This is a genomic window from Pseudomonas agarici, assembly GCF_001543125.1.
Taxonomy (GTDB): domain Bacteria; phylum Pseudomonadota; class Gammaproteobacteria; order Pseudomonadales; family Pseudomonadaceae; genus Aquipseudomonas; species Aquipseudomonas agarici.
The window spans coordinates 254,868-273,354 of the sequence record NZ_CP014135.1; the positions used below are offsets into that span (position 1 = coordinate 254,868).

12 protein-coding genes are annotated in these 18,487 nt (G+C 62.4%); 5 read left to right on the forward strand and 7 right to left on the reverse strand.

Annotation, left to right across the window (positions count from 1 at the left end; genetic code table 11):
- Window positions 1-31: 31 nt before the first annotated feature.
- Complete coding sequence (locus AWM79_RS01205) at window positions 32-1,921, reverse strand: MAC/perforin domain-containing protein (protein WP_060781956.1); 1,890 nt, start codon at window positions 1,919-1,921, stop codon at window positions 32-34.
- A gap of 283 nt (window positions 1,922-2,204) precedes the next feature.
- Between AWM79_RS01205 and AWM79_RS01210 the strand changes: the two genes are divergently transcribed.
- Window positions 2,205-5,537 (forward strand): ATP-binding protein, encoded by a 3,333-nt coding sequence (locus AWM79_RS01210; protein ID WP_060781957.1) that lies wholly within the window; start codon window positions 2,205-2,207, stop codon window positions 5,535-5,537.
- A gap of 50 nt (window positions 5,538-5,587) precedes the next feature.
- Here the strand turns inward: AWM79_RS01210 and AWM79_RS01215 are convergent, their stop codons facing one another.
- Window positions 5,588-9,898 carry a DEAD/DEAH box helicase gene (locus tag AWM79_RS01215; protein WP_060781958.1) on the reverse strand — a complete coding sequence of 1,437 codons (4,311 nt, stop codon included), beginning with the start codon at window positions 9,896-9,898 and terminating at the stop codon, window positions 5,588-5,590.
- Between the two features lie 222 nt (window positions 9,899-10,120).
- Here AWM79_RS01215 and AWM79_RS01220 point away from each other — a divergent pair, with 222 nt between their 5' ends.
- On the forward strand, window positions 10,121-11,005 hold the full coding sequence (locus AWM79_RS01220) for a sugar nucleotide-binding protein (RefSeq protein WP_167375411.1): 885 nt from the start codon (window positions 10,121-10,123) through the stop codon (window positions 11,003-11,005).
- Window positions 10,998-11,927, forward strand: coding sequence for an NAD-dependent epimerase/dehydratase family protein (locus AWM79_RS01225; RefSeq protein ID WP_017129910.1), 930 nt, complete (start codon window positions 10,998-11,000; stop codon window positions 11,925-11,927). Before AWM79_RS01220 ends, AWM79_RS01225 begins: the two co-directional genes overlap by 8 nt.
- 6 nt (window positions 11,928-11,933) lie before the next feature.
- On the opposite strand, the gene AWM79_RS01230 is transcribed toward AWM79_RS01225, so the two are convergent.
- The 5 genes from AWM79_RS01230 to AWM79_RS01250 all read right to left on the reverse strand — a co-directional run bounded on the left by AWM79_RS01230 (window position 11,934) and on the right by AWM79_RS01250 (window position 16,018).
- Entirely contained in the window at window positions 11,934-12,632 is a 699-nt protein-coding gene (locus tag AWM79_RS01230; RefSeq protein WP_017129911.1) for an OmpW/AlkL family protein, read from the reverse strand.
- Between the two features lie 96 nt (window positions 12,633-12,728).
- Window positions 12,729-13,247 (reverse strand): DUF3299 domain-containing protein, encoded by a 519-nt coding sequence (locus tag AWM79_RS01235; RefSeq protein ID WP_425262053.1) that lies wholly within the window; start codon window positions 13,245-13,247, stop codon window positions 12,729-12,731.
- 26 nt (window positions 13,248-13,273) lie between these two features.
- Entirely contained in the window at window positions 13,274-14,539 is a 1,266-nt protein-coding gene (locus AWM79_RS01240; protein ID WP_060781960.1) for an ABC transporter permease, read from the reverse strand.
- A 1-nt stretch (window position 14,540) separates the two neighbouring features.
- A complete protein-coding gene (locus AWM79_RS01245; RefSeq protein WP_060783922.1) occupies window positions 14,541-15,251 on the reverse strand; it encodes an ABC transporter ATP-binding protein in 711 nt (236 codons plus the stop codon).
- 173 nt (window positions 15,252-15,424) lie between these two features.
- The gene (locus AWM79_RS01250; RefSeq protein WP_060781961.1) at window positions 15,425-16,018 is read right to left on the reverse strand and encodes a DUF2796 domain-containing protein; all 594 of its coding nucleotides are present in this window, start codon (window positions 16,016-16,018) and stop codon (window positions 15,425-15,427) included.
- A 145-nt stretch (window positions 16,019-16,163) separates the two neighbouring features.
- Here AWM79_RS01250 and AWM79_RS01255 point away from each other — a divergent pair, with 145 nt between their 5' ends.
- Complete coding sequence (locus tag AWM79_RS01255) at window positions 16,164-16,508, forward strand: hypothetical protein (protein WP_017129916.1); 345 nt, start codon at window positions 16,164-16,166, stop codon at window positions 16,506-16,508.
- A gap of 613 nt (window positions 16,509-17,121) precedes the next feature.
- On the forward strand, window positions 17,122-18,417 hold the full coding sequence (locus AWM79_RS01265) for an anthrax toxin-like adenylyl cyclase domain-containing protein (RefSeq protein ID WP_060781962.1): 1,296 nt from the start codon (window positions 17,122-17,124) through the stop codon (window positions 18,415-18,417).
- The last annotated feature ends 70 nt before the right edge of the window (window positions 18,418-18,487 follow it).

The following is an 18,487-nucleotide window of genomic DNA, read 5'->3' on the forward strand; positions in this document are numbered from 1 at the left end:
GGCAAGCATGCCAGACCGACCGTGACCGCCTTTAGCGATGTGGCTGTTGTTGCTCGCGCAACCAATCCATGCCATGGGGCTCACGCCATGGGCGGACCGCCGCACGTTTCTCCACTTGGGTCAGGCACAGGCTGCGCATATGGTAGTACACCATCAGCAGGTGAAAGACGTCGCCGCCGCGCCGGTCCCAGATCACGTCATCCTCCTGCCGACCCGGCTTGATGGGGTGAAGCCGGCAATCGCCGTGATCGAGCATGCCCTGCAGGCAACTGCCGGTCTCGTAGTTGATCAGCAGGATCGGGTTATTGATTTCCGGATAGGGTTTTTCCAGCTCCGGCATGTACCAGAGTTGTCCGGGATTGCTCGTGTCCGGAGCCTGCATGACCACTCGGGTCTTGTTTTGCGGGTCAACGGCCAGCGCCGGATGATCGCCCGTATTGTTACGTACCCGATAGAGGATGGTTTGTGTGTCTTCGATGGTTTTGCCGGTCTGGACCAGTTTCACCTTGCCGAGGGAGTCATGGGACAGGCGCGCGCTGATCTTTACCCGTGGATTGAGGTCATACCCCGGCTTGCCGAAGCCGGCGATCAGGCCATCGACACCCGGTACTTCCAGGTCGTTGCCCGCCAGCGCATACGTCAGGCCAGCCCCCTGATTGGGCTGCATATGTTTGGCCAGGCTTTCCCAGCGCTTGAGGGTCTTGTCGCTGGCACCGTTGTCCAGTAACGCTTCGCGCATGGCGCGACCCGGATAGTAGCGCGCATCCCGTGGCCAGCGCTCCGTGGCCAGCAACAGCTTGTGCCCACTCTTCTGTTTCAGCAATAGCGCCAGGGCATCCCAGAACTGGTCGAAGGCGTCGGTCGGGGCGTCGGCGGCGGGTGGATAGTGGAAGCTTTCGCTGGTGTTCTTACTTTTGTTGTCGATGAACACGGCACGCAAGGCCGGGCCGTTGGTCGCGGCATTGAGCGAGGACTGGCGGGTGGCGCGGCCGAGAACGATCACCGATTCGGCCCAGTTCGCGTCGATCTCCGCCTTGTAGCTGGTGTACCACTGGTAGGCTTCTTCCAGGGCATTGCGAGTCGAGCCTTCCCTGACGAAGAGAAACACGGGCGCCAGCTTCAGTTCGACGACGCGCGGGCTGTCAGGCAGGGATTTGCGCCACGCGGCGAAATCGGCGCTGTAGTCGCGGGGCGTCAGCGAACTGAAGCTGATGGAGTGAGTGCCGCCGGAGGTGGTTAGCCGGCTGTTGCGATTGGCCAGGTGCCGTTTGACTTCTTCCTTGATCTCGGTCGAGGCCGTGGCGCTGACAAACGCACCGTATTCCGCCTCGACCATCGCCTTGAGGCTGGTCTTGTTACTGAGGTAGCTTTTGGACGCGGTCATGGCATAGTTCAGCGAGCCACCAACGAGTACTTCGTTGACGATATCGGCGCCGAAGTCGACGAAGAAATTAAAAAAGGTCTTGGCGTCAGCCGGATCGAAGGTATGGGGCAGTTCCTTGACGCGGTTCTTGAACACCTCGGTGGCGTTGTCCGGGTTGACCGCCAGGGTCAGTTTCCATAAGCGCACGGTGTGGCTGTAGATGGCGGCTTCGCGTTCTTCGAGTTGGCTGATGTCGCTGCCGAACGTGGCCTTGAAACCGGCGGAGAAGGCGCCGTAGCTGCCCTTGGCCTGGACACTCGACTGAGTGTGCTTTTCATACTCCTCGTGAGACGAAAAGCTTTCCGTGAAATAGTCTTCCTTGCTCATCGGGTCCAGCGTGACGTGCTGGCCAATGCTGTAGGGCTTGTTGTCGTAGGTCACCGTGCGCTTTGCGCTTTCGGTATCCCCGACTTTCTGGCATTCCTTGCTTTCGCTGGCCCAATCCAGTTTGTTCAAACCGCGTCCCAGCAACTGCGAACCACCGATGTCGTTGCTCATCGTCTTTCCCTTCCGTCCAGGTTGTATCAATTGGTTCCAACTGACGAGGCCAGTATCGGAAGAGTGGGACGGGTGAGACAGTCCAGAGTGGTGTCAGTTTGGTATCATTTTAGTATCAACCAATGACCAGACAGTCGATTCATCCAGTGAAGGCTGCCAGGGTGCTGGGGTACACTCGACCGGCTGCCAGGTCATTACGACTTGGCAGTCGCTGATTTCGACATCCGTTTGTGCGTTTATTGGCGTGCCGGTCCTGGCTGACAGGGCGGCCGGGGCTATCGACATGGACTCCATGAACCCTTCGTTTTCCGCCACGAGCAAGCCTGAGTCGGTGATTTCCGACGGCCGCGTTCTGCTCGACGGTACGTTGTTGAAAGGATTGCGCAAACAGCATGGTCTGAGCCAGGAAACCCTCGCCGAGGCCTGCCTGAATCGCCACCTGTGTGTGTCCATCGCCTCCATCAAGCGCGCCGAAACGGGCAAGCCGGTGCTGTATCGCACGGCCCGTCACCTGGCCAGCGCCTTCGACCTCGATGTCAGCGCCTTGCTCGGGCGATCAGGCGCCGCCGCGCTGGGCGAGATCGAGCAGACCCTTAGCGCATTGCACGACAGCGTGCTTGGCGCGCAGGCGGTGGAATATGCGGTCATCCGCTATGTGCTGGAGTTGTGCTTCGCCACGGAGCCGTTAAGCGATAGTCGCGCATCGGCATCGCCGCTGTTGTTTGCCGAGGAAATCGAGCGGTTAATCCGCCAGTTCGGTGGGGTGCCGGTCGCTGGCGCGTCGGGGCTGGTCATCGCCCACTTCGGTTCGCCACAGGCGTATCGCAGTGACAGCGAGCGGGCTTTGCTCTGCGCCCTGGCCTTGAGCCGTGAGCAGTTCGTGCCGGCGGGATATGGAATTGCCGTGCGATTGGTTCGCGAGAGTCGCGATGTCGAGGTGATACCTGCCGAGGCGCTCGCTCTGATTCATCAGGCGTTTCCCGTGCAGCATGGCAATGCCCCGGTGTATGTCGCGCACAACCTGGTGGAGCAACTGTCCCTGCGGTTCGAGTTTGCAGCGGCTGAGGCGGTGCTTCCCACCTATCGCAAATGCCAGCGTCTGCGCCGTTTTGATGAGCATGCGCTGCGGCCCCTGGTGGGCCGGGCAATAGAAATACTACAGTTCAAAGGAGTGATCGAGGCTACCCAAGAATGCCAGGACGGCCATGTGGTCTACCTGCGTGGCATGGCTGGCATCGGCAAGACGCGGCTGGTCAGCGAGTTTTTCGAGATGGCGCGCCAGGGCGGTTTCGCCTGCCATCGTGGCGATGTGTTGGATTTTGGCATGGACCATGGCCTCTGGCCCCTCGGCCAACTGGCCTGCAGCCTACTGGCGCCAGGGGGCTCCGCGCCCATGAGCGGGCCGGTACTGGAAGCGGCAGCAATGGGTTTGAAGTTGTCTGCGGAGTCGTTGATGTTCCTGCAGATGCTGACCGGCGTGCATCCGGCTGGCGAGTCGTTCAAGGCGCAATTGGCACTGTATGCGGCGATGAGCAATGAGGCGCGGAGACAAGGTCTGTTCAATGCGTTGCTGCAGCTGCTGCTGCGGATCGCGGTACGGCAACCTTTGCTGATTGCCATTGAAGACCTGCACTGGGGTGATACAACGCTCTTCGCCCTGCTCGGCAAGCTACTTAACGATACCGACGAGGCCCCGATCGTCTGGCTGTTGACCTCCCGTCCCGAGGGCGACCCGCTGGAAAGCCAGCTACGCTCGCACTGCGCCAACCCCATGAGCCTGCTCGATATCGCACCGATCCGCGCACGAGAGGCGAGCGTGCTGGCGGAGCAGTTTTCCGAGATCGATCCCGGCTATCGTGCCGACTGCGTGGCGCGAGCCCAGGGTAATCCGTTGTACCTCACGCAACTGTTGTCGAGTCAGGAAGGCGTGCTCCCGGACAGCCTGCGGCATTTGGTGCAGACACGGGTGGAGCGGTTTACCCCTGAACAGCGGCGGGCCCTGCATTACGCCGCCGTACTCGGCAATCGCTTCGACCTGGCGCTCTGGCGCGAGGCGCTGGGTAAACCCGACTACGTTCCTGAAGCGCAATGGCGCCAAAGCCTGTTGCGGGAGGTCGAGCCGGGTAGCTATATGTTTGTCCACGACCTGGTCATGCACTGCCTCTACGACGCGATGCCGCAGGCGCTGCGTGAAGCGTTGCACCGTGCGGTGGCGACGCTCTATCGCCAGCGCGACCGGGTATTGCACGCTCAGCATTTGTGGCGGGCCAATGCGCCGGAGGCCTTCGATGCGTTGCTGGCCGCCATGTTCGAGAAGCTACAGGCCTGCCAGTACGACAGTGTCCTTGCCCTGGGAGCGCAGGCGGCCAGTCGGGGCGAGCGGGCAGGGGCCAGTTTCGAGCTGGCCTTGCTCCGCGCCCAGGCGTGTTCTGGCCTGGGACGGACCGTCGAGGCGCGTGACAGTTTCCAGCAGGCACTGACGCTGGCCGTGCGAGACGAAGAACGGATCGAGGCGGCGTTAGGATTGGCCGCGGTGCTGAACACCCTCGATTGCCTGGACGAAGAAGAGCGGCTGATCGAGCAGACACTGCCCCTCGCTCAGGTCTTGCAGGCGCATACGGCACTGGCCCGGTTGTATCACTTGCGCGGCAACATCTATTTCCCGCGTGGCGACTATGTCGAGTGCCGTCGCCTGCACGAAGAGTCGCTGTCCTTTGCCCGCATCGGTCTGCACCTCGAAACCCAGGCCAAGGCACTCAGTGGCATTGGCGACTCCTACTATGCCCAGGGCAGCCTGCAGACCGCCTATGAAGTATTCGATCAGTGTGTACGCTTGTGCGAGCGCCATGAGCTGGTGCAAGTGGAGGCGGGCAATCGCAGTGCGCGGGGCTCGGTACAGTTTTACTTAGGTCATCCGGAACAGGCATTGCGCGATGCCGTTGAGGCCATCGAGAGCAGTCGCAGAATCGGCAACCACCGAGCGGAGGTGTTTTCCCGCCTGACCGCTACTTGGGTGCTGTCGGCCGCCGGTCGCGATGCTGAAGCGGGGCAGGCGTTGTCCGAGGCCCTTGAACAGGCGCGTCATCTCGGCGCCAGTCGTTTTGAGGCGATCCTGCTGGAAGGCATGGCGCGGGTGGCGCTGCGTCAGGGCGAGCGAGACCGGGCGCGGGGTCTGATCATGGCGGCGGTGGAGCGGGTCGAACGCTTTGGCCTGCAACGCTATATCGGCCCGTGGGTCTACGCCAGCCTGGCCTTGATACTCGACGACGAGGCCCTGAAACGTCAGGCGCTGGCGCGGGGCGAGGCGCTGCTTGACCAGGCGTGCCTGGCTCACAATGTCTTGCAGTTCCGGGTAAGCGCCGCCGAAGTCTGCCTGCTGGCGGGTGATATCGAGCAGGCGGTCAACCACGGGCAACAGATGGCGACTCTCTCCGAGTCGGCCTCCTGTGCCTGGATCCGCCACCATGTGCGCTTGATTGGCGCGGCGGCGCATTGGCTGCGCAACGGGGATCGTTCGAGCGTCGAATGCTTGCGTGCTATCCGTCGCGAGGCCGAGCCGCTCGGCTTTGTCGCGACCATGCCCGAACTCGCCAGGATGTTCGATGGCTCATCCTGACCCCCGGCTTTGGCCCACCTGACCCGCAACCGCTCGCCGCTGGCGCCTGTTCAAGGCCCGCGATGCTGGACCAGTTTCTGCCGGACCTCGGCCGCCGTCTGCTGCTGCAGTTCCAACCAGAACACCTGCTTGCCCGCGACTTCGGCTGCCACCGGTACTCCATCGCGATACACCAGCCGATTGCCCGCCAGCGCCGGAACCTTGTTGCCCGGTAACAGCGTGCCGGCGAGGTTCAGCGGGTCGGCGCCACACACCGCCACCAGGCTGCCGTCCAGGGGGCGGCGGCGCACCTCGCGCAGCAGCGCAATGGCTTCGGGCAAGGCGAACTGTTCGCCGGCCAGCCCGCTGACAAAACGTCCGCCGCGAATTTCGCCACGGGCTTCCAGTCGATGCAGCGTGCGCAACAAATCGCGCCAGCTCGGCAACCATTCGGCTTCCCGTTCCAGCAAGCGCCAGAACACCACGCCATAACGACGCAGCAACGTCATGGCGACCTGCTCGAGGGTTTCCTCCGGCAGTCGTTCGCCGCCGACAGCGGTCGTTGAGGGCCGTCGCAGCAATGCCCAGCGCCCGGCATCGTCCATTCCGCCGACAAACGCTCCGCGCCCGCGTCGACCGGCGCGCGCCTGACGTTTACTGGCCGGGGTGATCAGTGCTCGCAGCCCGGCGAAACTGTCGGCGTTCACCAGGCCGGCGCCCACCAGTTCCTGCAACGCGGTCTCCAGCTCGGTCGGCAGCAGGTGAGCCTCATGCAGCAATTCATCGAAGAACAGTGCGCCGTGCTCGCTCAGGGCCGCGTGAACTTTCAAGGTTCGCGGCGACAGTTCCTCGACCGCAGTCTGTTGCGCCAGGCTGCCCCACAGCAACGCCTGACTGCGCGGCAGCAACACGACCGGCGTGCTGCGCAGTGTCGTATTGGCGGCCTTGTTACGGGCGTTCAGACGCCTCCAGACCAGCTTGCCCGAACGACACAGTTCATCCAGCCAGGTCGACGAATAATCCTTCAGGCGAGCGCTCAGCAGATCGCTGTCCCAGGCCCCGGCGGCGGCCGCGTAGCCTTCGAGCTGGCTGACAATCATTGGCAACGCAGCACTGCCCTGGGCTTGGCTGACGCTGGACAGGTGCTGCCAGTCGAACAGGAAACGCATGAAATCCTGCAAAGCCACGGGTTCGATCTCCCGCCGCAGGCGCTTGACCGTGTAGCGGTGGATGCGGGCCAACAGATGCCGTTCGCACCATTGCTCCGACGTCGCCGCAGGACTGAATTGCCCACGCAGCACATAGCCTTCGCTTTCCAGTTTCGCCAGGGCCTGGGCCAATTGCCCCTCGGCCAACCCCAGGGGGCTGGCGATCTCACGCAGTGACAGCGGGCCAAAACCGCTGAGACGGGCGCGGACCACTTCGACGGCGGCGACGTCGGCCTCCCAGGCTTGAGCGAAGTCCGTCGGTGGCTGCAACCGCGATTGTGGCGTGGCGTGCGGATAAAGCGCTTGCAGGCAGGTCAGGCGCTCCAGGGCGACCCAAAACCGCCGGTCGTCGACCCACAGGCAGGTGGCGCGACCGCTGGCGGCCAGGGCTTCGAGCCAGTCCGGCCAGCGGTCATTGGCGTGCGCCTCGGTATCGCTGATCACGGCGAGGCTCATGAGCGCCTCATGCATTTCGTCGGTGCCGTTGGGTTGCGGCCAGGCTTCGGCGCCGACTGCGACGATGGCCTCATGATCCAGCGCGCCGAGGTCGTCGGTGCTGCTCGGGTCGCTCCAGCGCCGATTGAGCACGGCCTGGGTCCGCCGTTCTTCCAGGGGCGCATCGTCGAGAAAGGCATAGGGTTTGGCGTTGAGGATTTGCGCCGCCAGCGGCGACGGCGCCGGCAGATCGCGAGCAATCAGCCGCACCTCGCCGGCTTCCATCCGGCGCAGCAGGGCCAGCCAACCGTCACAGTCCATGGCTTCGTGCAGGCAATCGTCGAGCGTCTGCTCCACCAGCGGGTGATCGGGAATCTCGCGCTCGCCAGCGAGGTTTTCCAGGCAGGCGATCTGGTCCGGGAAGACGCAGGCTGTCAGGTCTTCGCCTTTCATCCGCTGGATTTGTGGTGGCACCTTGCGCCCGCCGACAAAGCGCGGCAATGCCAGCGCGACCCCGGCACTCCAGCGCCAACGCACGCCGAACAGTGGCGCGTCGAGGACCGCCTGGACGAGGATCTGCTCGGCACTGTTGCTGCGCAGATAACGCCAGACCTCATCCAGGGCAAAGCTGTGGCTGGTGGACAGCGACAGAATAATGGCATTCTCGCTCGCGGCGGCCTGCAATTCGAAATTGAAAGTGCGACAGAAGCGCTTGCGCAAGGCCAGGCCCCAGGCACGGTTGATCCGGCTGCCGAACAGCGTGTGGATGATCAATTGAGTGCCGCCGGATTCGTCGAAAAACCGCTCCATCACCAGGGTCTCCTGGGACGGCAGGGCACCCAGGGCCAATCGGGTACGGGCGAGGTATTCGACGATCTGTTCGGCACAGGCCAGTTCCAGACCGAGGCTGTCGCACAACCAGTCGATGCTGGGCTGCAAGTTGCCGGGCGTGGCTGCCAGTCGCTCATCGAGCTGACCGTGCAGGCGTGCCACGGCGAAAGACAGTTCGTGACTGCGTCCTGGCGCTTCGCCCAGCCAGAACGGAATGCTGGGCGGCTGACCATGGGCGTCCTCGACCCGTACCTTGCCGGTTTCGACGCGCAGGATCCGATAGGAACTGTTGCCCAACTGGAACACATCGCCGGGAATGCTTTCGATCGCGAAGTCTTCGTTGACGCTGCCGATATTCAGGGCCTGGGGTTCCAGCAGCACGGCATAGTCGGCGTTGTCCGGAATGGTCCCGCCGCTGGTGAGCGCCGTTAGTTGACTGCCGCGTCGGCCACGCAAGGTGCGTGTCATCGCATCCCGATGCAGATAGGCGCTGCGCAGCCCCTGGCGACTGTTGAAACCCTCGGCGAGCATCCGCAGCAAGGCCTGATAATGTGATTCGTCGAGCCCGGCATAGGGGCTGGCACGGCGGATCAGATCCAACAGCGGGGCTTCCTGCCACTCCTGACAACTGACTTCGGCGACGATCTGCTGTGCCAGTACATCCAGCGGCGCTCGGGGAATCAGCAAGGTGTCCAGCTCGCCCCGGCGAACGCAGTCGAGCAGCGCGGCGCATTCGATCAGGTCATCGCGCGAGGTCGGGAACAGGCGGCCCTTGGGCGTTCCGTCGATCTGGTGGCCGGAGCGCCCGACCCGTTGCAAAAACGCCGAAATAGAGCCTGGCGAGCCAATTTGGCAGACCAGCTCGACCTCGCCGATATCGATGCCCAGCTCCAGCGAAGCCGTGGCAATCAGCACCCGAAGCTCGCCGCGCTTGAGTCGTTGTTCGGCCTCCAGGCGCTGTTCCTTGGCCAGGCTACCGTGGTGGGCGGCCACCGCATCCTTGCCCAGGCGTTCGCTCACATGCTTGGCCAGCCGTTCGGCCAGGCGCCGGGTATTGACGAACACCAGGGTGGTGCGATGTGCCTGGGCCAGTTCGGCGAGACGCTTGTAGACCAGCTCCCAGACGTCGTTGGCCATCACCGGCCCCAGCGGCACCGGCAGTACTTCGATGGCCAGGTCCCGTGGGCGGGCATGGCCAATATCGATGATCGCGCAGGGGCGTTCGCTGCCCACCAGGAAGCGCGACACCCCATCGATGGGTTTTTGCGTGGCGGAAAGGCCAATGCGCAGCAGTGGCTCGTGGCACAGCGCCTGCAGGCGTTCGAGGCTCAAGGCCAGGTGACTGCCGCGCTTGCTGGCGGCAATCGCATGGATTTCGTCGACGATGACCGTGCGGGTGGTGGCAAGCATGCGCCGTCCCGAGTCGGAGCCGAGCAGCACATAGAGCGATTCGGGGGTGGTGACCAGGATATGCGGCGCGTTCTTGCGCATCTGCGTGCGATCTTTCTGCGGCGTATCGCCGGTGCGCACCGCCGTGCTGATCGACAACGGGGGCAGGCCCTGGTGTTCGAGTTCGGCGGTGATGCCGGCCAACGGCTCCTGCAGATTGATACGAATATCGTTGGACAGCGCCTTGAGCGGCGAGACATAGACGATAAGGGTTTCAGCCGGCAGCCTGCCGCCTTGATCCAGGCCCTGTCGCACCAGCTCATCAATGACCGCGAGAAAGGCCGTGAGGGTCTTGCCCGAACCCGTGGGCGCGGCGATCAGCGTCGACTGGCGCTCGCGTATCAACGGCCAGGCACGGGCCTGGGCGGCGGTGACGTCCGGGAAGGTGTTGCGAAACCAGGCACTGACGGCCGGATGAAACGCCGCCAGAGCGTCGGGGGTCGGTTCGGGAAGGTTCATACTTCACTTTATGCGGGCGCCGTGGACAAGTTGCAAGCTGAATGGGGATTTGAGTCAGCCACTGTGATCTTTCTGCACTGATAAGCACTCTGCGGGCACTTTCCCCGTGACGGCTGCATCCAAAACCCGCAAAATGCAACGATTGTGGCGGTTGCCAACGGGAAAACCTCGGTTCTTCCACAAACCGCCATTGTTCTGAACAGACCTGAGCCTGCTGACTCTATGCGAATGCGCCTTATGTTATTGGGTGGCGGGAATGCCCTCGGGCAGGCGCTGATTCGCCTGGGTGCGGAGGAAGACATCGATTTCCTCGCCCCCCGCCCGCCGCAAGACGGCTGGGATGCCGCGAGCCTGACGCAATTGCTCGATGACACCCGCCCGAATGCGTTGATCAACCTTGCTTACTATTTCGACTGGTTCCAGGCGGAGGCTGTCAGCGAAACACGGCTGTCCAGCCAGGAACGCGCGATCGAGCGTCTGGCCGAATTGTGCCAGCATCACAATATCGTCCTGGTGCAACCGTCCAGCTATCGGGTGTTCGATGGTTCGCGGGCGACCGCTTACAGCGAAAAAGACGAACCGATTCCTCTCGGCCTGCGCGGCCAGGCGCTGTGGCGCATCGAACAGAGCGTGCGCGCGACCTGTCCGCAACATGTGCTGCTGCGTTTCGGCTGGTTGTTGGACGATAGCATCGACGGCACGCTGGGACGTTTCCTGGCTCGCGCCGAGCGTCCCGAAGAATTGCTGATGGCCGATGATCGGCGCGGCAACCCGACGCCGGTGGACGATGCCGCCCGAGTGATTATTTCGGTGCTCAAGCAACTCGACTGTGCGGCGCCGCTGTGGGGCACCTATCACTATGCCGGCCATGAGGCGACGACGCCACTGGCATTGGGCCAGGCGATCCTCGGCGAGGCGCGCAATTTCCATCCGCTGGCGATCGAGGCGCCGAGCGCCCAGGCCCACGCGGCTCGCCCGGATGCCGTTGAAGAACCGCAGCATGCGGTGCTGGCGTGCAAGAAAATCCTCCATACCTTCGGCATCAAACCGCGCGCCTGGCGCGCCGGGCTGCCGGCTTTACTGGACAGGTTCTATCGTCATGGCTGATACGCCGATTCTGATCACCGGCGGGGCCGGTTTCATTGGTTCCAACCTGGCCGAGCTGCTGTTAGCCAAAGGTTACTCGATTCGTGTGCTGGACGACCTGTCCACCGGCAAGCGTAGCAACCTCGCCCTGGACAACCCGCGAGTCGAGCTGATCGAGGGCGATGTCGCCGATGCCGCGCAGGTTGTCCGGGCCATGGTCGGTTGTCAGGCCGTGGTGCACCTGGCGGCGGTGGCATCGGTACAAGCCTCGGTGGATGATCCGGTGCGCACGCACCGGAGCAATTTTGTGGGTAGCCTGAATGTTTGCGAAGCCATGCGCGAGGCGGGGGTGAAGCGGGTAATCTTCGCCTCCAGCGCTGCGGTCTATGGTAACAACGGCGAAGGTGAGTCGATTGTCGAAGACACGCCCAAGGCACCGCTGACACCGTATGCGGTGGACAAGCTGGCGAGCGAATACTATTTCGATTTCTATCGACGCCAGCATGCCCTGGAGCCGGTGATCTTCCGTTTTTTCAATGTTTTCGGGCCGCGCCAGAATCCGTCCTCGCCGTATTCCGGGGTCATCAGCATCTTCAGCGAACGCGCCGAGAAAGGCCTGCCGATCACCGTGTTTGGCGATGGCGAGCAGACCCGCGATTTCATCTACGTCGGCGACCTGGTGAACGTCCTGGTACAGGCGCTCGAAGCGCCGCAGGTGCACGAAGGTGCGATTAACGTTGGTTTGAACCGCTCCACCAGCCTCAAGCAGATGCTGCAGGTCCTGAGCGAAGTCGTCGGCCCGTTGCCCCCCGTGACGTATGCCCCGGCACGCTGCGGCGATATCCGTCATTCCCGGGCGAACAACCAGCGTCTGCTGGAGCGCTTCGCCTTTCCCGAACCGACGCCGATCGGCGTGGGACTGGCGCGGTTGCTGGGGCGCTGATACCGCTTAGAACTTGTAGCCCAGGCCGACCATGTAAACCATCGGGTCCACATCGACATTGACCTTGGCGCGGGTGCCGCCCGCCACTGCGTTGTTGTCCACGTAGGCCGTGGTGTCGATGTCGATGTAGCGGATCTGGGCGTTGAGCATCAATTTGTCGGTGAGCATATAGTCGGCACCGACCTGCCAGGACAGCCCCCAAGAATTCTTCGCACGGAAATTGTCGAAACCAGCGGCGCTGGCTTCGCTGCCGACATGCTCGTCGTAGATCCAGGTGTAGTTGATGCCAGCACCGAGGTAAGGCTGGAGCGCCGACTTGTGGTCGAGCGGGTAGTACACCACGCTGAGGGTCGGTGGCAGGTGCTTGAGGGTGCCGAGTTTGCCGTTGGCGGCGCCTAGCGCGGTGTTCTTGAGCTTCACGTCATGTTCGAACGGACTCGCGGCCAGCAGTTCGAGACCGATGTGATCGGTGACCATGTAGGCGAAGTTCAGGCCCAACTGAGTGTCGCTGCCCATCGTCGCCTTGCCACCGAGATTGGCGCCGGCCAGCGGGCCGCGATCGACCTTGACGCTGGAGCTGTCGGCGCTCGGATTGATCGTGATCGCTCCGGCGCGAACGATGATGTCACCAGCCTCATGGGCATGGGCAAGCGGGGCGGCGCAGGCGAGGGCAACGAAGGCGGCGCTGAGTAAGGATTTGTGCATGGAAGGACTCCAGAAGACATTTCGAATTCACTGGAGTCAATGGTAAAGAGCGAGCTGATCGAGTCTTTGACTCAGCTCAATGAAAGGTCAATTGCCTTATTCCGGCAACTCGTACACATAGATCTTTTGTGCCTCCATGCCGTACCCCGCATCCGCCAGCTCGCTGGTGCTTGGCTTGACCTGCAGTTCGCCTTCGATCCAGTACGGCTGGTACAACTCGTCGAGCTTGACCCCCAGCTCACTGGTCACATGCACGATCTGGTTCGACGGCGGTGGCGGCACATGGATGCAGGCACCGAAATACGGCACCAGCAGGAACTCGGTGGTGCGGCCTTCCTCGCTCACCTCCAGTGGCACGATATAGCCGGGCAATCGCACATGCTGGCCATCGAGGGCCTTGACCACCGGCGCGTCCGGCAGGCTCTGCCTGGCCGCCGGAGCGGCCTCGGGGTCCATGTTGCCCAACTGCGACAAGTCATGCAGCGGGCGCATATCCGGCAGTTCCGGCGGCGCGTCCGGCGGAATCATTTCCTGCCAGGCCAGCTCCCGCGGTTCGTCCTTGGCCCATGACGGCAGAGCCGCCAACAACAGCAGCGCCAACAGCAAGCGGGACAACACAGGTTTTTTCATCACACAAACACTCATAAACGGATGGACAGGCCATCGCTCAGGGATTGCCGATAGGCACGCCAGGCCGGCACGCTGCCCATCAACAGGGCGGCGACGAGGATACCGCCAAGCAGCCTCCATTCATATTCGCTTGGCCAGGACAACGGCAGGTACAGCCCGTAGTTCGACTGCACATAACCCTGGGCCAAGGCGATGCACAGGTACAGCAGACCCAGCCCGGCGACCACGCCGGACAGTGCCAGGGCAAAGGCTTCCAGCACCAGTAGACTGGCGATATGCCAGGGCCGCGCACCCACCGAACGCAGGATCGCCATCTCCCGGCGGCGCTCGTTGAGGCTGGTGAGAATCGCCGTCAGCATGCCGATCAGGCCGGTCAGCACCACAAACAGCGAGACTACGAACAGGGCTTTTTCCGCCGTGCCCATCAGGCTCCAGAGTTCCTGCAAGGCCACCCCCGGAAGGATCGCCAGCATCGGCTCGCCCCGGTACTCGTTGATCTCGCGCTGCACGGCGAAAGTCGCAATCTTGCTCTTGAGGCCGAGCATGAAGGCGGTGATCGCCTGGGGCGTGAGGTCCATGTTACGCGCCTGGTCGGCGCTGATCCGCCCGGCGCCGTGGGCTGGTACGCCGTTGTGCCAGTCGATATGGATCGCCTCCATGCCGCCGAGGCTGATATGCAGCGTGCGGTCCACTGGGGTTCCGGTGCGCTTGAGGATACCGACCACGGTGAACGGCTTGTCGTCGTGCTTGACCAGGCTGATTGTCGCGACGCCATGAGCCAGCACCAGTTGGTCACCGAGCTTGTAGTGCAAGGCATCGGCGACTTCGGCGCCGAGTACCACTTCGAAAGGATCGCTGGCGAAGGCGCGACCGCCGGCCAGTTCCAGGCGCTGTTGGTGACCGTACTGATAATGCTCGAAGTAGGCTTCGTTGGTGCCCATCACCCGATAGCCGCGATGCGAGTCGCCGAGGGAAATCGGGATGGCCCACTTCACCTGCGGGCTGCCGGCAAAGTGCTCGAAGCTATCCCAGCGGATGTTGTTGGTGGCGTTACCAATGCGAAACACCGAGTACAGCAGCAGGTTAACCGAGCCCGAGCGAGCGCCGACGATCAGGTCGGTGCCGCTGATAGTGCTGGCAAAGCTGGCGCGGGCTTCGGTGCGCACGCGTTCCACCGCCAGGAGCAGGCAGACCGAAAGGGCGATGGCGAAGGCGGTGAGAATGGCGGTAAAGCGGCGGTTAGCCAGGCTGGCCAGGGCCAGTCGTAACAGATACATCTCAAACCTCCGCGGGCGCGGTCGCGCGATTCAGGTCGGCCAGGGACAGGTGACGATCGAACAGTGGCGCCAGGCTTTGATCATGGCTGACGAACAGCAGACTGGAGCCGGCTTCCCGGCATTCGGCGAACAACAATTGGATAAAAGCTTCGCGGGCGTCGTAATCAAGGGCCGAGGTCGGCTCATCGGCGATTACCAGCTCCGGTTGGCCGATCAGTGCGCGGGCAGCGGCGACGCGTTGCTGCTGGCCAATGGACAGGGAGTCGGCGCGCCGTTCCAGCAGCGCGGGGTCCTGTAAACCGAGATGGGCGAGCAGGGTCGCGGCGGCCTGGTCGATGCTGCCGTGGCGCTGGCTGGCGCGGCTGGCGCGCAGCCTGGAAAAACGACAGGGCAGTTCGACATTCTCGCGCACCGAGAGAAACGGCAGCAGGTTGAACTGCTGGAAAATGTAGCCAGTGTGATCGACACGAAAATGATCGCGGGCGCCGGCCCCGAGCTCGGTCAGCTCCTGGCCGAGCAGGCGGATGCTGCCCCGGCTGGGTTTCTGCACGCCGCCCAGCAGGCCGAGCAGGGTGGTCTTGCCGCTGCCGCTGGGACCCTTGAGAAACAGGGTTTCGCCGGGCTCCAGGCGGAACGCGGGAATGTCCAGCAACGGCGGGTGGCCGGGCCAATTGAAGCCCAGGTCGGACAGTTCGATAAGTGCTTGGGTCATTGGGGCCGATTCACAAATGGTGTGCTCTTGGTGGAGGTGGAACGGGTGGTGGGAGCAGTGTTTGCCCGCGAAAGGGACCTTGAGATCGCGAAAAACTTCGTCGTAACGCCGCCCCAAGCCGGTACCGCCCCCACAGACGCACATAAGCCCATTCCAACGGGAATGGAGAGGGATCAGAACTGCAAGGTAGCGGCCTTGGGCGTCGCATCCACACCCTGCTGACCGCCTGGCGAGATGAGTTGTACCTGAATTTTTTGTGTGGCGGGGAAGGTCTTGAAAACCTGGGTCAGGTCGAGCTGCTTGAGCGCTGCCGGTGTGGCGCAGTTGAATTGGTAGTGCGCGTGAATTTCGCTGTGGTCGTGATGATGCGGGTGTTCATCGGTGCCCTTGGCGTGGTCATCCTCCTCTTCATCGTGGTGGGCGTCTTCCGGGGCTGGATCACCGAACAACGGGCTTTCCAGTTCCTGGTTGGCAACTACGCAACCGGCCTCCTTGGGCAGTTGGAACAGCGCCAACGGGTTGTCGAGCAGGGCGCGCACGGCGGCGACCTTGGCCTTGTCAGCATCGCTGGTAGCCGCGTGTTCGAAGCCCAGCAGATTCATCGCGGGGCTTTGCACTTCCAGTTCCAGGGTTTGCGCGTCCAGAGCCGCATTCAGGCGGGCGACGCCATGTTCGTGAGCGCCAAGGCTGCCATGTTCTTTTTCATCGGCCTGGGCGGCAACCAAGGGTAGTAAAGCAAAAGGCAGGGCAAGAAGCAGGCGGCGCATAGTGTTTCTCCAGAAACCACAAAAGGTATTTTGTTATGTGATCTTATAACAATTTATTACGCTTTCAACCACCTGCTTGGCGATCCGGCTGACGCGTGGGAGCATGCCTGCTGGGCTATTCGGTCAAGGATTTTGAGGAAAGTTTATGGTGCGGATTCGCGGAACCATCGGCGAGTGGCCGGTAGATTTGACAGTGGAGCTGGATGACGGCGATTGGGCCCGGCTGGGTGCGCAATTGCAGGTGGAGAAACGGCAGGAGCCAGTGGTGATGGCCAGGCCGATGAGCCAGGACGATGCCGTGTGGCAGATGGCCAAGGACTTGGTGCGCCAAGCCGGGCAGATCGACGGTCCACAACTGCTGGGGCAATTGGAGGGCTTGACCGGGAGTGTGGCGGCGGGCAAACGCTTATTGGTGCGCTTGCGCCACTGTGGTGAGGTCAAGGTGGTGAGTGGGACGGATTCGCCGCTCTATAGTTGGAGCGATGCTTAAGCAGGTGTATTGCTGACTTCACGGACGGCATCTGTTAGGTGGGGCGGTTTGTTGCGCAGGCCGACAGCGCCGGTTCTGGCTTTGCGAAGAAGCTGGGTATGGAGTGTTGTGCGCAAACCCTATCAGGCTCTGTACGAAATGTATCCGCGCTCGCCCATGTGGTGTTGAAAGTCGGCTCGCCATGCTCATGACCACCCGTCGACTGCGTTTACATCCCCAAGATTATTTCCTGGCTGGCGACGAAGACCTCGGCTTTGGAGGCACCTACCGCCTAACCGAAGCGAGCACATTCAAAACCAGGGCGGCCGCTGAAAGCGTTGAGGCGCTAGCAAAAGCTGTAGCGGAGGGTGTGCCGATGTTGACCCCCAATGGTCGACCGAAATCAATGGGGAGCTTCACTACCCTCGCAGATAGGAAATACCAATCACGCATGGCTGGAACCCAGTAGCCTCACGACGCCACTCAAAAGTAGGCGGACCGCAGGGCTGGCGTTCCTATGGGTCGGGCCAGCCTGCTGAATCTACTGTCAAACGCTCGCTAAAACCTGCGCCGCAGACAAAGGCCGCAAAGCCGCTGCCTATTCTGCGGGGGGGCTACGCTTTCAGGACAGCTCATGAATCCGATCGATCATTCTCTTTTCAACCCCAATTTCTCCTTTGGCTCCAGCGGCACGGAGGACGTCCACGCGCCGGCGCAAGCCATGGACGCGACACAGGTACTTGAGCACAGCATCCAACAGGTCGGTGGCAATACCGGCATTCCCGCCGAACACCTGCGTAAGCTGCATCACATTGCTCGTGAAAATGACTGCGTGATCGCCTTCAGGCCTTTCGATCCACTGAACAGGTCGTTGGTCGAACAGGGTCATCCGACCAAGAGCCAACAGATCAAGGGTAAGAGTTCCGACCTGGGGCCGCTTTACGGCTTCATTCCGGTACAACAGGCGCTCAGCAAGGTGCGTGGCCGCGGACCGGAAGCGATCGCAAAGGCAGACCAAGACATCAAGGCGGTGCTGGAAAAGCAACACGCCAGGGCCATTGCGCTGCGGCTACCGCAAGAGCGTCTGGGGCTACTGCAGGACGAGGGTTTGATCCGGCTGCATGCACCGTTGAGCGATGGCACACGTAAGATCACGCTCCCCGGCGACTCTACCGAGTTCACCGCCCGACTCGCCGATAACGGCAAATCGTTCGAAATTCTGCATGGAGGAGAGGCGGTGCAAGTGCTGGCACCCATGAGACAACCAGACGATCCTCTCCAGGACAAACCGCTGACGGCCGATTATGACCTGTTCGTAATCATGCCCAATTGGGGGCAAGTGGGCGAGCAAACCAACCGGCGCTTGTCGCAACCGGGTCTACGCGATCCCTTGTCGGGCGTCATGCCCGGTGGCCCGAAGGATGGCGGGACCGACCACATCACGGCCCTGGAGCGGCGCATCGCTAATCAGATCAATGAACGGCTGCGTCCCGACATCGATTTCGACCAACCAGGCAACGCCGCTTGGCGCTTGGTGCACCATGGTGCCGATCAGGGAAACCCCCAAAGTGATCTGAAAGACAACTTTCCCGCCACGCTGATTTTGCCACGGCAACTAGGCGAGCATGGGCCGGTTACAATCCTGCGCGACCCAGGAGCGTTGAATGCGTTCATCCAGCAACATGGTGGGCAATATCCAATGGTCCGTAATACCGCTTGGAACCAGCTCTCGGGCCATGTGGGCCGGCGCGCCAGTGATCTCAGCACACGCAGCAATGAACCGAGCCCGGCCCCCAGCCGCAAGTCCAGCCTTACCCCCCAGGACCTTCAGGCCCTGCAGGCCGCCTCGGCACGGCGCAACAGCCGTCCCCAGCTGTTCGGCGAACGCCGCGGTTCACTGGCGCCTTTCCAAGAACAAGAGCCTTCATGACCTGATGAAGTGTCGAGAGGCCGCACGCAGCAAAAATATCGAGTCTTGAGTCAAGAATCTCGATAGAAAT

Excerpts from the sequence above, each read along its gene's own strand:
- AWM79_RS01205 (WP_060781956.1), bottom strand. The coding sequence starts at position 1,921 with ATGAGCAACGACATCGGTGGTTCGCAGTTGCTGGGACGCGGTTTGAAC.
- AWM79_RS01210 (WP_060781957.1), top strand. The coding sequence starts at position 2,205 with ATGGACTCCATGAACCCTTCGTTTTCCGCCACGAGCAAGCCTGAGTCG.
- AWM79_RS01215 (WP_060781958.1), bottom strand. The coding sequence starts at position 9,898 with ATGAACCTTCCCGAACCGACCCCCGACGCTCTGGCGGCGTTTCATCCG.
- AWM79_RS01220 (WP_167375411.1), top strand. The coding sequence starts at position 10,121 with ATGCGAATGCGCCTTATGTTATTGGGTGGCGGGAATGCCCTCGGGCAG.
- AWM79_RS01225 (WP_017129910.1), top strand. The coding sequence starts at position 10,998 with ATGGCTGATACGCCGATTCTGATCACCGGCGGGGCCGGTTTCATTGGT.
- AWM79_RS01230 (WP_017129911.1), bottom strand. The coding sequence starts at position 12,632 with ATGCACAAATCCTTACTCAGCGCCGCCTTCGTTGCCCTCGCCTGCGCC.
- AWM79_RS01240 (WP_060781960.1), bottom strand. The coding sequence starts at position 14,539 with ATGTATCTGTTACGACTGGCCCTGGCCAGCCTGGCTAACCGCCGCTTT.
- AWM79_RS01245 (WP_060783922.1), bottom strand. The coding sequence starts at position 15,251 with ATGACCCAAGCACTTATCGAACTGTCCGACCTGGGCTTCAATTGGCCC.
- AWM79_RS01250 (WP_060781961.1), bottom strand. The coding sequence starts at position 16,018 with ATGCGCCGCCTGCTTCTTGCCCTGCCTTTTGCTTTACTACCCTTGGTT.
- AWM79_RS01255 (WP_017129916.1), top strand. The coding sequence starts at position 16,164 with ATGGTGCGGATTCGCGGAACCATCGGCGAGTGGCCGGTAGATTTGACA.
- AWM79_RS01265 (WP_060781962.1), top strand. The coding sequence starts at position 17,122 with ATGAATCCGATCGATCATTCTCTTTTCAACCCCAATTTCTCCTTTGGC.